The 17,503-nt window shown below is 44.2% G+C and carries 13 protein-coding genes and 1 tRNA gene; 8 read left to right on the top strand and 6 right to left on the bottom strand.

What is annotated here, in order from left to right:
* Positions 1-4: 4 nt before the first annotated feature.
* Positions 5-643, bottom strand: a complete 639-nt coding sequence (locus KIV41_RS21960; RefSeq protein WP_038886580.1) for a FlgO family outer membrane protein — start codon at positions 641-643, stop codon at positions 5-7.
* 171 nt (positions 644-814) lie between these two features.
* Between KIV41_RS21960 and KIV41_RS21955 the strand changes: the two genes are divergently transcribed.
* The 3 genes from KIV41_RS21955 (at position 815) to KIV41_RS21945 (ending at position 3,025) form a co-directional block, all read left to right on the top strand.
* The gene (locus tag KIV41_RS21955) at positions 815-1,948 is read left to right on the top strand and encodes a flagellar assembly protein FlgT (RefSeq protein WP_252041685.1); all 1,134 of its coding nucleotides are present in this window, start codon (positions 815-817) and stop codon (positions 1,946-1,948) included.
* 68 nt (positions 1,949-2,016) lie between these two features.
* Positions 2,017-2,093 (top strand) — tRNA-Arg (locus tag KIV41_RS21950).
* Between the two features lie 425 nt (positions 2,094-2,518).
* A complete protein-coding gene (locus KIV41_RS21945) occupies positions 2,519-3,025 on the top strand; it encodes a hypothetical protein (RefSeq protein WP_045385347.1) in 507 nt (168 codons plus the stop codon).
* Between the two features lie 113 nt (positions 3,026-3,138).
* On the opposite strand, the gene KIV41_RS21940 is transcribed toward KIV41_RS21945, so the two are convergent.
* From KIV41_RS21940 to KIV41_RS21930, 3 genes are all read right to left on the bottom strand, one after another.
* The gene (locus tag KIV41_RS21940; protein WP_171359201.1) at positions 3,139-4,098 is read right to left on the bottom strand and encodes an OmpA family protein; all 960 of its coding nucleotides are present in this window, start codon (positions 4,096-4,098) and stop codon (positions 3,139-3,141) included.
* A gap of 604 nt (positions 4,099-4,702) precedes the next feature.
* Positions 4,703-6,130, bottom strand: coding sequence for a glutamate--tRNA ligase (gltX, locus tag KIV41_RS21935; RefSeq protein ID WP_138956021.1), 1,428 nt, complete (start codon positions 6,128-6,130; stop codon positions 4,703-4,705).
* A 161-nt stretch (positions 6,131-6,291) separates the two neighbouring features.
* Positions 6,292-7,683 carry a multidrug transporter gene (locus tag KIV41_RS21930; protein WP_045385340.1) on the bottom strand — a complete coding sequence of 464 codons (1,392 nt, stop codon included), beginning with the start codon at positions 7,681-7,683 and terminating at the stop codon, positions 6,292-6,294.
* 475 nt (positions 7,684-8,158) lie between these two features.
* On the opposite strand from KIV41_RS21930, the gene KIV41_RS21925 reads away from it, so the two are divergent.
* From KIV41_RS21925 to KIV41_RS21915, 3 genes are all read left to right on the top strand, one after another.
* A complete protein-coding gene (locus tag KIV41_RS21925; RefSeq protein WP_045385337.1) occupies positions 8,159-10,855 on the top strand; it encodes a copper-translocating P-type ATPase in 2,697 nt (898 codons plus the stop codon).
* 24 nt (positions 10,856-10,879) lie between these two features.
* A complete protein-coding gene (locus tag KIV41_RS21920; protein ID WP_045385334.1) occupies positions 10,880-11,329 on the top strand; it encodes a DUF411 domain-containing protein in 450 nt (149 codons plus the stop codon).
* A 143-nt stretch (positions 11,330-11,472) separates the two neighbouring features.
* A complete protein-coding gene (locus tag KIV41_RS21915) occupies positions 11,473-11,703 on the top strand; it encodes a PAS factor family protein (RefSeq protein ID WP_010446514.1) in 231 nt (76 codons plus the stop codon).
* Positions 11,704-11,896: 193 nt separating this feature from the next.
* Here KIV41_RS21915 and KIV41_RS21910 read toward each other — a convergent pair whose 3' ends face one another.
* Both KIV41_RS21910 and KIV41_RS21905 read right to left on the bottom strand, forming a co-directional pair.
* Positions 11,897-12,553: an oligogalacturonate-specific porin KdgM family protein gene (locus tag KIV41_RS21910; RefSeq protein ID WP_045385332.1), complete on the bottom strand. Its 657-nt coding sequence runs from the start codon at positions 12,551-12,553 to the stop codon at positions 11,897-11,899.
* Positions 12,554-12,993: 440 nt separating this feature from the next.
* Entirely contained in the window at positions 12,994-15,645 is a 2,652-nt protein-coding gene (locus KIV41_RS21905) for a beta-N-acetylhexosaminidase (RefSeq protein WP_252041684.1), read from the bottom strand.
* A gap of 458 nt (positions 15,646-16,103) precedes the next feature.
* Here KIV41_RS21905 and KIV41_RS21900 point away from each other — a divergent pair, with 458 nt between their 5' ends.
* Both KIV41_RS21900 and KIV41_RS21895 read left to right on the top strand, forming a co-directional pair.
* Entirely contained in the window at positions 16,104-16,982 is an 879-nt protein-coding gene (locus tag KIV41_RS21900; RefSeq protein WP_252041683.1) for a TraB/GumN family protein, read from the top strand.
* A gap of 81 nt (positions 16,983-17,063) precedes the next feature.
* Positions 17,064-17,486 (top strand): hypothetical protein, encoded by a 423-nt coding sequence (locus tag KIV41_RS21895; RefSeq protein WP_038885393.1) that lies wholly within the window; start codon positions 17,064-17,066, stop codon positions 17,484-17,486.
* Positions 17,487-17,503: the final 17 nt, after the last annotated feature.

The following is a 17,503-nucleotide window of genomic DNA, read 5'->3' as shown; positions in this document are numbered from 1 at the left end:
TTTCCTACGGGCGGAGAATCACAGTGTAAGGCTGACGAATAGTTGGGTCAGAACGAATCAGAACGCCATCTTGGGTACGAATGCTGTTTAACGTATCTAAATCACGACCAATACGGTCGGCCGGTAAAAAGCCTTGAGCTGTTGCCACAACAACACGGCTTTGCATCCCCACAACACGCGCATTAACTAATACACCACCTTCTTGGCGTAGCATGGTACCAGTAAGCACATACTGAACTTGTTGTTCTTGCGCAAGCTCTTGCCAATCTCGACTCAGTGCAAAATCGCCTTGCTGCGTCACTTGAATCGATCCCGTCGTTTTGAAGTCGACCACTTTAAAACCACGACGTTGAAACTGGTGAATAAAGCCTTCTGATACCGAATTACCTAACCAATTAGTTGCATCCAAATTTTGTAGATCGACGAAGGATGTAATGGCAATTGGCGTCCGTGATGAAACCGCCACATTTGATACCATTAAATCTTCAGTCATGCTTTCGATAAAAAAGTCCATCGTATGGCGAGGGCTATCCATTAACATGAATTGGCTACCAGAATATGGTTCTTTACCATTATATATGGGTGCATATGCACACGATGTTAACAACGTCATCATCGATATTGCAATAAGCCATTTCTTCATGGTTTCGTTCTCCAGATAATCTTGGGTGTCACTGTTCTCTGTCACTTCATTTAGAAAGAAATGTAATACTGGAACAGTCTTTGCTTTCTTCTGTTTGCTGAACTAAAGAAAAACCACCAATACGTTACTGAAATTGTTAATGCAATATTTATACCTGAACGGTCAAACACAATGAAAAAAATAGTTTTAAGCCTAATATCAACCGCTTTTGTCTTGATCATGCCATTTCGAGCTATCGCGTCTTGGTATGAAGTTACAGGCGTTGCCACGATCGTTTCTTCTGAAGAAGCGGCTAGATTACACGCGTTGGAAGATGCTCTGTTTAAAGCCGTCAACTTCTCAGGTGCAGATATTGGTAGCATCAGTAACTTAATGCCTTTATTAGAAGAGAGCCGCAGAGAATATCAGTTCACAAACCATGAAGTACGCTACATATTGGTGGAATCAGAGCGTAAACGTGGTGGCAAGATGGAGCTAAAGATCCGCGTTGATATCTATCCATCGGCAACGGGTTGCCACGTTGATCAATACAAGAAGACGGTCCTCGTAGGTAATATTGATGTTGCTTCCCCACAACAAGCTGTCATGGGACAAATCTACCGTGTTGGTGATGATTTCAGCCATGTAGTTGATCGACAACTCGAGCAAACATCGCGCAGCTTTGTCTCGGTGGGGACAACTGACTATGCTATCGATAAGAATTACCCAGAGCGCGTAAAAATGATCGCTCAAGATACTGGTTCGCAGTACATCATCGGTGGTGTTATTACCGATTTGACCGCCACTGTTGAATCAAAGTTACTAAAGGACGATATCATCAATCGTCAGTTTGCTTTGGAGATGCAAGTCTACGATGGTAAAACGGGACATGAAGTTTATAACAAGAATTATCGCGAAGTAGCAAAATGGCCATTCGCGAAAACAAGCCAGGTTGATACACGAAGTGCACGCTTCTGGGCATCAACTTATGGTGAAATGATGCTACGCGTTAGCCGCAACATTATGTTGGATTTAGAATCAGAGCTGTCTTGCAAAATCACGCTTCCAGAGGTGGTTGCCGTATTTGGTAATACAGTGACAATGGATCTTGGTCGCATACATGGCGTACAAAAGGGTGACAAGCTGCAATTGTGGCACACGGCATCTTTCATTGACCAAAATGGGTTACCGCGCAATAAAGTATCTCAGAGCGAAATTACCCTTACCGTCTCTCGGGTATACGAACATGAAGCAGATCTGACAATTGACCAAGCAAACCTTGCTTCGAGCATACAAATTGGCGACGTCATGAACAAACTGTTGTAGATTCACGTGTAAGTCATTGCTATATGCTTTCTTTTGAATATCATAGGTAACGCATCATATTTAATTACGCCCCCATGGCACAGCTGGATAGCGCAGTCCCCTCCTAAGGGACAGGTCGTAGGTTCGAATCCTACTGGGGGCGCCATCCACGCTCTGGCTGTATGGCAGGAAACCAAGGCAATATACTCAAGTGATTTCAAGATGCAAGGTCCAGAGCATTGTCACGATTCCCTGTTTACCGAAAGTAAGCAAACAGCGTGCTTCGGTGACACGCTCCATAAGGGTGAGTTGCCTTGGCTCGCATGCTTCGTTAACAATTTTCGATGTAGAACCGCCAGATCTTCAAATCGTTGCCTCGCCTTCAAACCAAGTCATTATCGCTGAACTAAGCACCTCGAGGTTACTTGAGCACAAAACACCCATTCATATCTAATGTTCGCCCTTTTTGCTCTTAGGACCTAAACTTATCGGAGAGAAATGTCATCTCTTTGCAGTTTTGTGTTTTATTACTTTAATTATCCATAAGTTTTGCTTACTCTTTAGGTATTAACAAAAATATTATTTAGCAATATGTCTAAGAGCAATTTAATTACAAATACTGGACACCGCTTTATTTCAAAAGGCAAAACCGCCTTCAAAATTCATATCCATACCCCAGATGATACGGTGTTACATCGCTCTGTTGGGTTTATTCGCATTGGTGAAAAGAAAGGACTCAAAAAGGCAATTAAACTACGTAATGAGCTTGGGCGTGAAATGTGGGGCAAGTTTTGGCGCCGCCTGCTAAAGGATCCCTACCTAATGACAAGGCTGCCGCATAGTGTCGAACCGAAGATTGTTCACAAACCTAATCCTACTCTAGAGGATCCTGACAACCGAGACACATGTTATATTGCTAAATGGCGAGAGTTCAATGATTCCGGCGAATACAAGTATAAAACGGTGGTTCGTTCGATTAATAAATACGGGAAACTCGCCGCTTATATGCAAACCAAAAAAGCACTGCTCGATGCACACAAGGACAACCTCGAGATCCTAACGTTTATGGGCCGACTTAACAGCATTGACCTAAAGTAACCCTTACTTTCTCTGCGACTTGAGTATCTCATTCATATTAAAAAGCCCCAAAGAGCAAACTCTTTGGGGCTTATTATATTTGGCTTTCTAACAGCTAAACGTTAGATTCGCGCTTATTGTTGAACTTGGTATTCAAACTCAGGAACAACGATTTCTACGCGACGGTTTTGCTCGCGACCTTCACGAGTCTCGTTTGAAGCGATCGGGTTGTTTTCACCTTCGCCACGAGCGTGGATGCGTGATGCATCAATGCCTTTTTCAGCTAGAGCGTTTGCCACAGACTCAGCACGCTTCTCAGAAACTTTTTGGTTGTATGCAGCAGGGCCAGAAGTGTCTGTGTAACCAATTACATCAACGTTTGCTTGTGGGTACTCGTTTAGGAATGCTACTAGGTTATCTAGTTTAGCAGCGCTCTCTGGTTTAAGCGTTGTGCTGTTTAGCGCAAAGCTACCAGTACCGATTGTTTGAGTTTCAAACGTTTTAGTTACAACAACGGGTGTAACAACTTCTTCTACCACTACTTCTTCAACGATTGGCTCTTCTTCAACAACAACTTCATCGTTGCCGCCAAACTTGAATGCAACGCCTAGTGTTGCTGAGTTGCCCATTGCTTTTACTGAATCGTTGTTGATGTCAGTGATTGTTTGGTATTCCGCACGTGCTGTTACGTTTTGACTAATGTTAAACTCAACACCAGCCGCACCTAGGTAAGAGTAGTCGTCTTTACCATCGTTCATCATTAGGTAAGCACCACCCACTTTACCGTAAAGAGCGATGTCTTCAGTGATTGGTAGGCTTAATTTTGGCGCAAGAGTGATTGCTTCTACATGACCACCGAAAGACGTTTGGTCAAAATCACCTAGATTGTCAAAACCAGCTTCTACTGAGAAGTAGTCATTCATTTCGTAACCAACGAAAGCACCTAGAGTAGAGCCATCTTTATCGCAAGCTTGACCAGCTACACAAGCGTCGTCCATCCAAGACTTACCCATCTTACCGCCCACGTATACTTCCGCGTGCGCTGCTGAAGCCATAAGTAAAGAAGCTGAAATTACCGCTGCTAGTTTTTTCATTATTGATTCCTCTAAAAGAAGTTCTTTTGTTCGTTAACGAAATGCACTGTCTTTGAGACGTTGTATTTCTATTCTTTTTTCAGTTCCTTTGAGCTTGATACCGAAATAACTTCCATCTCAGTGGTTAAAAGTCACTTGGGTATACCTCCTGTCCAATGATGCATATCAATACTTCACTGACGGCGAGCACTATAACTCCAAGAAATCCGAAGACAAAACCCCAAACTGTCAATTTAATGTCATCGAAACACTCCAATTTATGTGATCCAGAGCACAGCAAAGCCCGCCACCACAAGAGGGCAAACGATTGCGCGAATGTTTGAGATAGAATATCTAAAGCAAATTAATTTCTCATTTATGAGATAAAATATGAGGAACTTTAGGAATTAACGCTATATTTCAGAGAGATATTTTGAATAAAACAAGCCAAGTAATATTTACATCAGCTATATTTTGATAAGTAAAACTAATTAAATATTGAGCGATTTAACGAATCATACAGCAGCACTTTGGCCAATCATCAGACGGAATATTGATTTAAAACGCCCAACAAACAAAAAAGCCGCGGAAATCTCCGCGGCTCATTAACAGTTTTTTCGCGTAATTATGCGTTTGCTTCACGCTCAGCGATGAACTCAAGAGCCATCTTGATACGAGCAACACAACGCTCTTTACCAATCAGTTCCATTACAGCGTCTACAGAAGGAGACTGACCGCCACCTGTAACTGCTACACGTAATGGCATACCGATTTTACCCATGCCAATTTCTAGCTCTTCACATACTGCTGCGATAACGCCATCTTTGATGTTCGCTGTCGTCCACTCAGTCAGTGCTTCTGCTTTTGCTAGCGCAAGCTCTAGAGGCTCTTTTGCAACGCCGCGTAGGTGTTTCTTCGCAGCGCCCGCTTCAAACTCAGCGAAGTCTTCGTAGAAGTAACGGATTTGCTCCGCTAGCTCAACAAGCGTGTTGCAACGCTCACCCACTAGCTTGATCACTTCAGTGATTGCTGGGCCGTTCGCTACGTCAAGTTTTTGCTGATCTAGGTGCCATTGTAGGTGCTCTGCAACGTACGCTGGATCGGAGTTCTTGATGTAGTGGTTGTTCAACCATTGCAGTTTGTCAGTGTTGAATGCAGACGCTGACTTAGATACCGCATTTAGGCTGAATAGGTTGATCATCTCTTCTTGTGTGAAGATCTCTTGATCACCATGAGACCAACCAAGACGCACTAGGTAGTTGTTTAGCGCTGCTGGTAGGTAACCCATATCGCGGTACTGCATTACAGATACTGCGCCGTGACGCTTAGACAGTTTCGCACCGTCATCACCCAAAATCATTGCACAGTGTGCGAATGTTGGTACTGGTGCACCTAGCGCTTCGTAGATGTTGATCTGACGAGGCGTGTTGTTGATGTGGTCTTCACCGCGCACTACGTGAGTAATGCCCATATCCCAATCATCAACCACTACACAGAAGTTGTATGTTGGAGAACCGTCAGTACGACGAATGATCAGATCATCCATTTGGTCGTTACGGATTTCGATACGGCCACGGATTTGGTCATCAAATACTACGCTGCCTTCTTTCGGGTTACGGAAACGGATAACGCATGGTTCGCCATCTTTTGCTGCTTCGTTTGCTGCTTTGATTTTTGGATGGTTTGCATCGTAACGAGGCATTTCTTTGTTTGCTTCTTGCTCAGCACGAACTTCGTCTAGCAGCTCTTTAGATGCGTAACATTTGTATGCTTTGTCCTCTGCAAGAAGCTTATCAACCATCTCGTTGTAACGGTCAAAACGTTGAGTTTGGAAGTAAGGACCTTCATTCCACTCAAGACCTAGCCACTCCATGCCTTCAAGAATTGCATCTACGGCTTCTTGAGAGTTACGCTCAAGGTCAGTGTCTTCGATACGTAGAACAAATTCACCACCTTGGTTTTTTGCGTATAACCAAGAGTAAAGTGCAGTGCGTGCACCACCTACGTGAAGGTAGCCTGTTGGGCTTGGAGCAAAACGTGTTTTAACCGTCATTGTTTATTACCTTAATATTAAGACATTCGCTGACTAACTCAGCGCAACCTAAATTTTTGCGCGTTATTCTATCACTCCAAACTCGACAACTACAATTTATTCCCCGAAAACAATTAAAGCCCCTACATTGAGGGGCTTGTTCTTTTATGTAAGCTCAAAAATTATTTGATGCTCATTGGAATCACTAGAGTGACTTTCAAGTCGTTTTCGTCTTGGAAACCGTTTGAGTATCCTGTCCAGTTTGGTGCGTCTGAATCATTAACATAGCGTGTGTAGTACATTCCTAGGTGGGCACCTTTCAAAGGACCACCTTGAATAGCGTAGTTAGCAAATACACTGCCTGAGTACTCGATTAGCTCATCGTATCCTTCAGCTTCTGCACCAAACGCGTATACACCGTTGATACCAGCACTGAAACCTGGAGCGCCTAGATCTGAGAAATCACGACTCATTTGGCCAAAGAAGCCAATTTCACCATCATGGTTAAAGTCAGAACGGTTATTCCACCAGATATCATATGCACCATTCGAACCGCCGTATTTCTCAGTTAAACGGTAAGCAAAGTTGCCTACGTTGCCACGAGTATCCGTTGAATCGGCTGACGTGTATGTACCTTCTAAACGGAAGCTGTATGCGCCTACCGATTTAGAGGATAGGAATGCAGCTTGGAATGCCGTGCTATCGTACTGATCTTCATCATCCATAATGTAGACTTGAGGAGATAAGTACCAACCGTTTTCCGTGGTGTGCTTGTACTTAATGTGGGCATTCTTACGAGGACCATCAGTCAAACCCGCATAAGCGATATCTAGAGACGAGTTTGGTGTTAGGTTGTAGCGAGCACCGAAAGAGTATGCATCGCCTGCATCTTTATTTTGTCCATCACGGAACTCGTAGCTCTTCTTAAACCAAGGAGCACGGTATTCAACGGCATAGACAAAACCAAGAGCTAGATCATCAAAGTTTGCGCCGATCTCACCACCAGTATACGTACCAGCCGCAAAAGACCAGTTAACTCCCATTGCTGTAGGAACACTTGGTTGGAAGTAACCCGCTTTCGCTGTCACAGAGTCGCCAAACTTGAACTTTAATGCCGCCGTTTGGAATGCTGCGCCGTTGTCAGTACAGTCAGAATCCCACGCGCCACTACAACCAGAAGAAGCCGTTGGGTTCATATCGTAAGGGTTATCCACCCCCCAAAAGTTCATTTCATGGTCTGGTGAAGCGTTATTCCACATATCAAACGTCGAATACACATTAAGGTCCAAACCAACAGTATCACTAATATAACCAGAGCTAAAACCGAGTGAAAGGTACATAGAACCATGATCTAAGTTTGGCTTCTTGGACGTTTGATCTCCGTTAGAGTCTACATCTGCTCGAGTACGGTCGCGCATCCAAAAATTCAACGCACCAGTAACGGTAGACTCTTCAAAAAAGGCTGATGCTGCTGACGCATACTCAGGACCAACAGGATCGGCGGCCACCGCAACCCCACCAAACATGAAACTGGCTACTGCACTCGCAACCAAGCTTTTCTTTAGGTAAGACATTTTTAACCCCTATATTTTATTTGTTTTTCCATTTTCAAATTCATTAACTAGGACAGGTATGGAATCTGAAACGACTTGTGGACGGAGCAAATATGGCAAACTTTTTTTTCTTCAAAAAATGAAAGGCAAGGCAATCTGAGCCACTTCAAACTAACAAAAACAAAAACAATATAAACAAAATAAAAACAATAACTTGAATCCGAACATAAAGAAAAAAAAACGTCAAAGAAGAATTTATGCACACTATTTTTATAAAACAAACGGCAAATTTGTGACTTATCACTCCTGAATTTCACATCGATTAATGGAACTTTATAAACAGAGAGAAAAAACCTTGATGTGACTCGCAAGCATTCATGACCAAAAGTTCAGTTTTTAACCTAATTTTGACGTTATGAATTCAGCAATTGAATGCTTGACCTTCCCCTTGCAGGAAGGTTTATGCTCTCCACATTAGTATTATTGAGGACAAATTATGTATCAGTTCGTTGTACCTATGTCGGGACTTAACTGCATGGGCTGTGCGAGAAAAGTTGAGAAAGCTTTACATGCCAATCACAGTGTTGAGATCATCAATTTGTCCCCGACCATGGTTGAAGTGAAAACCGAATCCCCTCTTTCTTCTATTGTTGAATCCATTGAATCATTGGGTTATCAGGCCGGGCATCAATATCAGTTCCACCTAGCAGGATTGAGCTGCGGCGGCTGCGTGAAGAAACTCTCTTCTTTATTAGAAGCGAATCAAGACGTCATTGCGTTTCAAGCATCGACAACCCAACTCGATATCACAACCCTACTCTCAGAGCAGCAAGTGATCGATCTTGTGGCCACTCTCGGCTACACCGCCAGCCTTGATTCTATTGAAGTAGAAAAAGAAAGCTCACCGGAAACTGAACCCGTAGAAAAGCAGACCAATATTGAACACACTCAACGGCCACCAGCAGGTATTCAGTTGCAAATGCTGATTCAAGGCATGACCTGTGCAAGTTGTGTCTCTTCGGTAGAGAAAGCACTTACTAGCGTAGAGGGCGTTGAGAAAGCACAGGTTAACCTTGCTGAACAAAGTGCGTTAGTGTTTGCGACTGAAGATACAGAGTCGCTCCACCAAGCGATTGTCGACTCGGTAAAACAAGCGGGTTACCAAGCTGAAATTCTACAAGACGCAGCTACACAGCAAGAAAAGCAAGCTACTCAACAACTTGCCCAACAAAAACGTTTCAAACTTGATGCAATAGCAGGATTGGTTGTCGGTGCACCACTGATGTTGTGGGGGGTATTTGGCGGCAACATGATGATTCGTAATACCAATGATCAGCTGGCTTGGGGGGCGATTGGTATTCTGTGTTTATTACTGCTTGCGACAGCGGGTAAGCACTTCTTTACTAACGCATGGTTAGCGGCCACTCACAAACGTGCGACTATGGACACCTTAGTAGCCTTGGGCACAGGTGCTGCGTGGTTCTACTCAATGCTTGTTGTCGTTTTCCCTGAATGGTTCCCACTTGCTTCCCGCCATGTGTACTTTGAAGCGAGCGCAATGATCATCGGCTTGATTTCTCTTGGTCACTATATAGAAGCAAAAGCCAAAGCAAACACAACGCGCTCTTTGCAGGCATTGATTAATCTACAACCTCAGCAAGCGACGGTAATTACCGACCAAGGCGATCAACAAATTGCGGTTGAGCAAATCACGCTAGGAATGAAACTGCGCATCAAGCCGGGCGAGAAGGTGCCGGTTGATGGCATAGTGGTTCAGGGTGAATCGTACATTGATGAGTCAATGCTAACCGGTGAACCCGTACCAGTATTAAAAGCACAAGATGCGCAAGTATCTGCTGGTACATTAAATACCGATGGTGGCTTAGTCATTGAAGCAACGGGCATCGGTGCGAACACCATGTTGGCACGTATTATTCGCATGGTACGCACGGCGCAAAGCAGTAAGCCCGCGATAGCCAAATTAGCAGACCAAATTTCATCGGTGTTTGTCCCTGTTGTTGTGGGCATTGCCATCCTTGCCGCTTTGGTTTGGTTTGCCGTAGGTCCAGAACCTAAAGCCAGCTACATGCTTGTCGTAACAACAACCGTGCTGATTATCGCCTGCCCTTGTGCCCTAGGCTTGGCAACACCACTATCGGTCACCGTTGGTGTCGGTAAAGCCGCGGAGCTTGGCATTCTGATCAAGGATGCTGACGCGCTGCAATTGGCAAGCAAAATTGACACGGTCGTATTCGATAAAACGGGTACGCTCACTCAAGGCAAACCAAGTGTGCAGCAAGTGTTTACTCACGCCACTAGCCAAGCGCACTTATTAGCACTGGCCTACGCTGCTGAGCGACAATCTGAGCACCCACTCGCTAAAGCCGTGTGTGATTATGCTAAGCAATACAATACAGAAACTGTTGAGCTGAACTCATTCGAAAACATTCGTGGCCGTGGCATTACTGCGACTTACCAAGAACAACCGCTATTCATTGGCTCATTGCAGTTTATGCAAACCGAGCAGGTTGATATCAGCCCAATGGAGCAAGCGATTCAAGATTGTGCAAGCAACGCATGGACACCGGTAGCTGTGGCGCTTAACAACGAACTGATCGGTTTAATTGCCATCGCTGATCCGATTAAATCTGATGCCAAACAGGCGGTGTCTGCATTAAAATTACAAGGTATAAAAACCGTCATGCTTACAGGTGACAACCAACACGTTGCCAATGCCATCGGCAAAGCTCTCGGCATTGATGAAGTCATTGCTCAAGTGATGCCCGATGAGAAAGCGCAGCATATTGAACTACTGCAATCTCAACGCCGCACGGTTGCGATGATCGGTGATGGTATCAATGACGCGCCAGCGCTTGCACTGGCGGATCTTGGCGTCGCCATGGGTAGCGGTAGTGATGTGGCGATCGAAAGCTCACAAATGACCATTCTCAATACATCACCAATGGCTGTTGTGCACGCGATAGAGCTTTCTCGCGCTACACTTAAAAACATGAAACAAAACTTGTTCGGTGCCTTTGTTTATAACTCGTTGGGTATTCCTATCGCCGCAGGCGTACTTTACCCAGCATTCGGCTTTTTGCTCAGTCCTGTTGTTGCTGGAGCGGCAATGGCACTGTCTTCAATCACGGTCGTCAGTAATGCAAACCGACTACGACTGTTTACCATTAAGTAAGCGACACTTCTTCTCGAGGATATTATGAAGTTGAAACTATTAACCTTTACAATGCTTGCTGCCACATCGGCGAACGTCTTAGCCGCTGATGTCATCAACCACAAATCGCCATACTGTGGCTGTTGTGGCGAATGGACAAAACACATGGAAGAGAACGGCTTTGCTGTAGAGGAAAAGCTGCATGATGACATGAATGCTATCAAGCGCGATTTGGGCATTAAGAACGAACAACTCTACTCTTGCCATACAGCAGAGATCAATGGCTATGTATTTGAAGGACATATCCCTGCTGACGATATTAAAGCCTTTCTAGAAAACCCACCTCGTAATGCTAAAGGACTGGCCGTCCCTGGCATGCCAATGGGTTCGCCTGGCATGGAATATGGTGACAAGAAAGACAGCTACGCTGTTTATGCCTACAACGAAAAAGGCCAAGTGTACGAATACCGTTATCACAAAGGTAACGACCAATAAACGAAACCTAACATCAGGGCATTCATTGAGCTATTGTTAAAAACTCTTAAACTGATGCGTCGTTGTGTGACTGGCTATCCTGAAATGGTGACCTTAACTTCATAAAATACCTATGCACCCCTGTGCAATAAAAAGGAAAATTTATGAAAGCACTTATTTATGACACGCTTGTTAGTCTAGCCAACCAAGAACCAGAGCAACATGCGAGAATTCGGCAACAGTTATACGACCAACTCGATTTGCCCTTCGATAAACAGTTAGCCCTATATGCTTGCGCACTTGGGCCTGCTAGCTCAGGAAAGCTTGAGAGTAGTCAGGTGATCAACAATGTGGTTGACAGTGCAGTTAGACTGCTAGAAACACCTGAGCGTTAAGGTGCTTCCCGAAAAAGGTCCGCTATTCCCCTAGCGGACCTTTTTTGTATCTGACATCCAATTAACGGAATTGGTATTCTCAAGATCCAGAAACAAAAAAACGGCCTCAACAATGTTAAGGCCGTAAGCTTACTGCATTTGGGCAATGCTAAGCTTTGATGTGCTCACATTTTATATGAACAACTAGGACTCATTAGAAACCGTAAGATGCACCAAATACAAATGCGTTGTTTGCGTTGTCAGCTTGGTTACGGTACTCAAAGTAAGGTTGAACACCGTTACGTGTCCAAGTAGCACGAAGCTCGTGATCCATCGTGTTATCAGCGTCGCTGATCACGTATACGTTGTTGTAGCTAACTGCTAGCTCTTCATTCACTGCGTAACCAATACGGTTGTCAAAGCGAGTTTGATCATCTGCTTTGCTGTCTTCCATCGCGTGGTAACGAGTACGGTTGCTGATAGAAATACCGTTATCGAAGTTGTAGCCAATTTTTACTAGAGGACGGTACTGAACAGTTTCACCGTTGTTTAGCAAATGGTGGTAACCCACAGCAACCCAAAGGTTGTCGTTAATGTTGTAGCTTTGTTCGATACCAAGCGTAATGTATGGCGAGTTACCTAAGCCTGTGTCTTGGATCACCTCGTTATCGTATTTACCAAGTGAGATGCCATCAAACTCAGTTAGTAGTGTTGTGCCAGTATCAAACGTATGGCCAGCTTCAAGTGTTGAAGTCGCGTTAGGTTGGAAGTCCGAGTGGAACTGAACGTTACCTGTTACGTAAGAAGAACCCGCGAAAGCGCTAGAAGCGAAAACAAGAGAAAGTGCACTTAGAGCGAAAACATTTTTCATAATTACTGCCTTTGTGTTTTGGGGCGGCTGCGTGGGTCCTCACTGACCTTAAACCGCACTTTTTTAGGGAGTCTCCCTGACGACGGCAATACTGCTTGATTTAATTCGCCTTGAAAAATAATTCAAAACGAAAGGTGATCCAGTTCAAATCAAAAAGAAACAAACCACAAAAACTGCATTAAAAACAGAATGTTATACAAAACATAAAAATAGATAAACAAAACAAAATGTGATTTCACGCAGAAAAATACGGCCAGAACAACACCAAGCAGCAATCAAGATCACACTTCAATATCGATTCTAAAAAAACAACTTATTTATCTTTGAAAAATAATCAGACATTGATCACACTTATTTTCCACCGTGAAATAAATAAAGCCCTCAACATAAGTTGAGGGCTTTGAGTAAGGAACAATGATTTTAGTGAACGATTATCGGAATTATTTCACGCTAGTCACGCGGCTTGTCTTCTCGCCTGTTGCAGATACCGAGCGGATAAACACCTCACCTTTCACATTTGGACGAGCATTGTCTGCATAAGTTAGCCAGTTTTTGCCGTCTAGAGAGTATTGAAGTTTCACACCAGGGAACTGAACGTTCATTGCTAGCTTGCCATCTTCGACTTTCGCGCCAGGGACTGGTAAGCGGTAGTCGATACCTGATTTCTCTAGCTTAGCCAGTTCACGTTGACCAAGCACGTTCGCAAAGCGGTTGTAGTCTTGGTTTAGCGCAGCTTTGTCTACTAGGTTAGAGTTTTGCGAGTACTCAACACCTACTTTGTAGTCGTTTTCCCAGTCTGCACGGTGCCATGCACGCTCAGCCGCCGCTAGTACGCGAGGGAATACCATGTACTCGTATTGCTCATCGTTACGTACTGTCTCAGACCAAAGCTGCGCTGATAGACCGTAGAAAGGTTTCGCTTCGATTTCACCTTTACCAGTAAAACCGTTGCCATCGCGGTCTACAGAAGTTTCTGCGTTCTGCGGCATGTTCTCTGGAGCAAAACCAAACATCTTACGAGTGTCTGTTGCACGCGTTGCCCAGTAGTAACCACGCTCTTTCGGGTCCACTTCGTATGGCATGTCCATGTAAACGTAGTCTGGGTTAGAAACGATCACGTCGTAACCTTTCTTAGACCACTCGTACACTGATGATGTGCCACCCCAGTAAAGAACGTCCCAGAAGTTAACACGTGTGTTTTCTGTAGCGAACGCTTTCTCACCTTCACTGTATTTAAGGCCATCTTGCCAAGCTTGGAAGTTTGGAATGCCCTTCTCTGCCACAATCTTAGACACTTCTTCTGCAAAGTGGCTTGGTAGATGAGCAAAGTCGCTTACCGTACCGTCTGCAATTAGCGTCTGACATTGTGGAGATTGTGCGAATGGCTTATCTTGTTTAGACAGGTCAATCGTACCTTTCCAGCTTACTTTGTCTTCAGCGTTCACATCTTGGAAACCAGCGCCTAGCTTGATGTTCTTCGCTTCGTCACCACCAAAGTGCCATGTTGTTAGCGGCGTACCCGCTTCTTGGTGCATTGCTGCTACTTCTGAAATCACTTTATCAACAAAGCGAGTTGAAGATTCCATACATGGGTTGATGAAGCTTTGCTTGTTGTAGAACTGAACCGTCGTTACGTTCGATGTATCTTGAGGATCCATCAGGCGGTACTCGTTCGCTTCTGCTTCTTTACCTTCTTCCATAAGACGGTCGTAACGCGCTTCCATGGATACTACCGCTGCACGAGCGTGCGCTGGCATATCGATTTCTGGAATTACTTCAATGTTACGTGCTTTCGCGTATTTCAAGATTTCCACGTAGTCTGCTTTGCTGAAGTAGCCAGAGCCAAAGTTGTCTGTCGTTGGACCAGAGCCAAGCTGAGGCAGTAAACAGCTTTTCTCTTGTGTATCGAAACAACGGTTAGCACCCACTTCTGTCAGCTCAGGCAGACCCGGGATTTCTAAACGCCAGCCTTCATCATCCGTTAGGTGAAGGTGTAGCTTATTCATCTTGTACGCTGCCATTTGGTCAAGCGTTGCAAGAATTGCGTCTTTAGAGTGGAAGTTACGAGCCACATCCACCATCACACCACGGTAATCAAAACGCGGTGCATCTTTAATAGACAGTAGTGGTAGAGAATCAGCATTTTGGCTATCTACCAGGCCAAAGATAGATTGTACGGCATAAAAAGCACCTGCTTGGTCAAACGCTTTAATCGCAATACCGTCGCCTTTGATGCTCATTTCGTAAGCACCAGATTTTGCTAATTCACCGGTGAAGTCTGCAGGAACTAGCGTGATGCTAACAGGAACATCACCACGGACATCCACACCTACCACTTCTGCACGTTCTTGAATTGCTGCAAATTGAGCTGCATCGAATGCGTCTTTAGGCAGCGCGATACCAGCCGCGATATCTACCATACCTTTGCCTGCTTCAACAAACATCGGAGTTGGTAGTAACGTGGTTGATACGTCTTGTTTTGCTAGGTCTTCGTTCTTCTCAAAACGAGACACAGCGTTTGCAAATACGTTGTTGTCATCTGGCGTACGTTTTAGGTTGTTACCTTCAAGCCCCGTCACGAAAGATGCAACGTCTTCTGTGTTAAGAGAAGCGATCATCTTAGGCTTTGCATTCGGTGCAGCAACGAAAGCGCCTGGCATAAAGTCAGTTTCAAATAGTTGCCAGTATTCACCAACCAGTGGAAGAACAACCTCTTCACCTGCAGCGAAGCCATCAAACTTATCCGTTGGTTCTAGCTTGTGTAGGTCACCCGTTACTCGTGAAATTTTGAACTGCTCGTTGTCAACATCCAGAATCAAACGAATGCTGTGGAAGTAAATAGCCCAATCTTTTGAGTCAACCGCTTCACCTTGGTTAACAAGCGTCATGTTTACTTTGTTACAAGATGCCCACTCTGCGCCCATATCTTGACACGCAAGACCTTCGTTAGCGCCGTGGTTAGTCAACACTTCATATTGAATATCAAGGTTGTCAGCCAATGAGTTTACAACTTGTTGCTCAGAATTCTGTAGTGAAGAGCAACCTGCCAATGTAGCGATAACAGAAGCAGCAATCAGACTATGTTTCAACATCTTACTTTCCCCAAAAAGTCAGTGGTTCAAAACGACATTTATCAAAAATGGTGAGCACCTAAATGCGAGGCGCTTAACAGTTGCATTCAACATACAAGCAGTTATTTCTAAGCGTAAAATTAATGGAACTAAGAAGTGATCCAGCTCAAATTCAGCTTCAAGCAGAAAAATATAAACACATTAATTTCAATCACTTAGATAAAACGTTAAAAATGACCAACTTTTTTTGACGAGTTTGTTGCGATCTCAATCACAAATATTGATGGGGTTCGACTGGTTTTATAGGATTTTGATCACTATTGGTTATTAAGTGAACCATTAACAACAAACTCAATTGAAACGCTTTCGTGAATTAGCTCTCATTTCTCCGCCGTTAAAACTCGTCAATATTTTTAAAAATGACGATTTTGCCGAACCGTGTTATAGATAAGATGCATATTGAATTCGAGGAGCAAAATATGTTTCGACTCTTGTCCGTAATGTCATCTCTGATCGTCTTTTTTACTTCTTATTCAGTTCAAGCCGAGCCACAGCATTGGCTAGCAAAGAAAGGCGATATGGAATACATGATTATTGGCTCCGTCCATGTGGGTGACAAAACCATGTATCCATTGCCAAAAGCCGTCACTCAGTTCCTCAAAAACAGTGATGGCTTAATCATCGAAGCCGATGTTCGAAATACCGAAGGCGTGACCTACCCAAAAACTGCATTTCTGGCCAAAGATGTTTTAGATAGAACCCAGCGCAAACATCTTGCTGAGATAGCCAATGACTTAGGCCTACAAGAAGCACAGTTACTCAATGTGCCGCCATGGTCTGCGGCTTTAACCATTCAATTGATGTTGGTAAACAAACTGGGTTATGCATCCGACCAAGGCGTCGACATGCACTTGATTAATATCGCGGACAAAAAACGTGTACCCATCCTTCCACTGGAAACGGTTCAATTTCAAATAGACTTAATTGCTGGACAAAAAGACGGTGGCAAAGAATTGCTACTTTCTTCTATTGAAGAATATGACGGAGGCGAGAAGTTAGTGCAGTGCTTAATCGATAGTTGGAAGACAGGAGATGGCAGCTCGCTGGAAGAAGCATCCATGAGTGATCAATCAAGCGATGAGTTTAACGAAGCTTTCTTGTATGCCCGTAACCGAGATTGGGCTGAACAGCTCGATTCTGGCAGAGTTTTACCGAAGAAGTCAGGCCAATACACGATTGTTGTGGGTAGCTTGCATTTGGTCGGAAAAGACAGCTTAATTGAACTGCTCGAGACACGCGGCTTTGCGATTGAACCATTAGGCAATACAGGCAAAGCAGACTGCGATATCGAGCACTAACTCCTACTGATATCATTGTATTTATGCATCTAGATATTATTGGGTCAATCTGTAAACAATTTAAAATTTGATAAGGGCGTTATGAAGTTCAAAGCCTCACTATTATGTCTTGCAAGCGCGCTACTTTTGCCATCGCTTGCTCATGCAAAACCTTCTTGTACGGTTGAAGACTTCCAACCTATTGATGTCACACCAGATACCAAAGGCGGTGTTTTAGATAAAGATAGTGGGCAGTTTCTCATTACTCAAAAGCCGATGATGCGTTGTGCAAACATCACTTTTTCGACCGCTCATACTCGCAATCGCGTCGCTCATATGATGAACCACAACTTTGAAGCCTACTACTTTGATGGCAAAACTGGTCAGTCTCATTCCGCTACTTTTGACGAAGATGAGCTAAAAGCTGGGTACATTAAAATCGGTCCAAACCATCCGAAAACCGCCTACGTGTGTTTCACGACATCCGAAACACCGATTAAAGATATAAGTTGTGATGTGAAGTAACGGGATTCGGGATTCGG

Source organism: Vibrio sp. D401a (assembly GCF_030248515.1).
GTDB lineage: Bacteria > Pseudomonadota > Gammaproteobacteria > Enterobacterales > Vibrionaceae > Vibrio > Vibrio rotiferianus.
Note: the sequence above shows the minus strand (reverse complement) of the source record. Positions and strands in the feature narration are given on the sequence as shown.

What these genes read in the sequence shown, in the direction of transcription:
- KIV41_RS21925 (WP_045385337.1), top strand. Translation starts at nt 8,159, where the DNA reads ATGTATCAGTTCGTTGTACCTATGTCGGGACTTAACTGCATGGGCTGT.
- KIV41_RS21900 (WP_252041683.1), top strand. Translation starts at nt 16,104, where the DNA reads ATGTTTCGACTCTTGTCCGTAATGTCATCTCTGATCGTCTTTTTTACT.
- KIV41_RS21905 (WP_252041684.1), bottom strand. Translation starts at nt 15,645, where the DNA reads ATGTTGAAACATAGTCTGATTGCTGCTTCTGTTATCGCTACATTGGCA.
- KIV41_RS21915 (WP_010446514.1), top strand. Translation starts at nt 11,473, where the DNA reads ATGAAAGCACTTATTTATGACACGCTTGTTAGTCTAGCCAACCAAGAA.
- gltX (WP_138956021.1), bottom strand. Translation starts at nt 6,130, where the DNA reads ATGACGGTTAAAACACGTTTTGCTCCAAGCCCAACAGGCTACCTTCAC.
- KIV41_RS21940 (WP_171359201.1), bottom strand. Translation starts at nt 4,098, where the DNA reads ATGAAAAAACTAGCAGCGGTAATTTCAGCTTCTTTACTTATGGCTTCA.
- KIV41_RS21955 (WP_252041685.1), top strand. Translation starts at nt 815, where the DNA reads ATGAAAAAAATAGTTTTAAGCCTAATATCAACCGCTTTTGTCTTGATC.
- KIV41_RS21895 (WP_038885393.1), top strand. Translation starts at nt 17,064, where the DNA reads ATGAAGTTCAAAGCCTCACTATTATGTCTTGCAAGCGCGCTACTTTTG.
- KIV41_RS21930 (WP_045385340.1), bottom strand. Translation starts at nt 7,683, where the DNA reads ATGTCTTACCTAAAGAAAAGCTTGGTTGCGAGTGCAGTAGCCAGTTTC.
- KIV41_RS21945 (WP_045385347.1), top strand. Translation starts at nt 2,519, where the DNA reads ATGTCTAAGAGCAATTTAATTACAAATACTGGACACCGCTTTATTTCA.
- KIV41_RS21960 (WP_038886580.1), bottom strand. Translation starts at nt 643, where the DNA reads ATGAAGAAATGGCTTATTGCAATATCGATGATGACGTTGTTAACATCG.
- KIV41_RS21910 (WP_045385332.1), bottom strand. Translation starts at nt 12,553, where the DNA reads ATGAAAAATGTTTTCGCTCTAAGTGCACTTTCTCTTGTTTTCGCTTCT.
- KIV41_RS21920 (WP_045385334.1), top strand. Translation starts at nt 10,880, where the DNA reads ATGAAGTTGAAACTATTAACCTTTACAATGCTTGCTGCCACATCGGCG.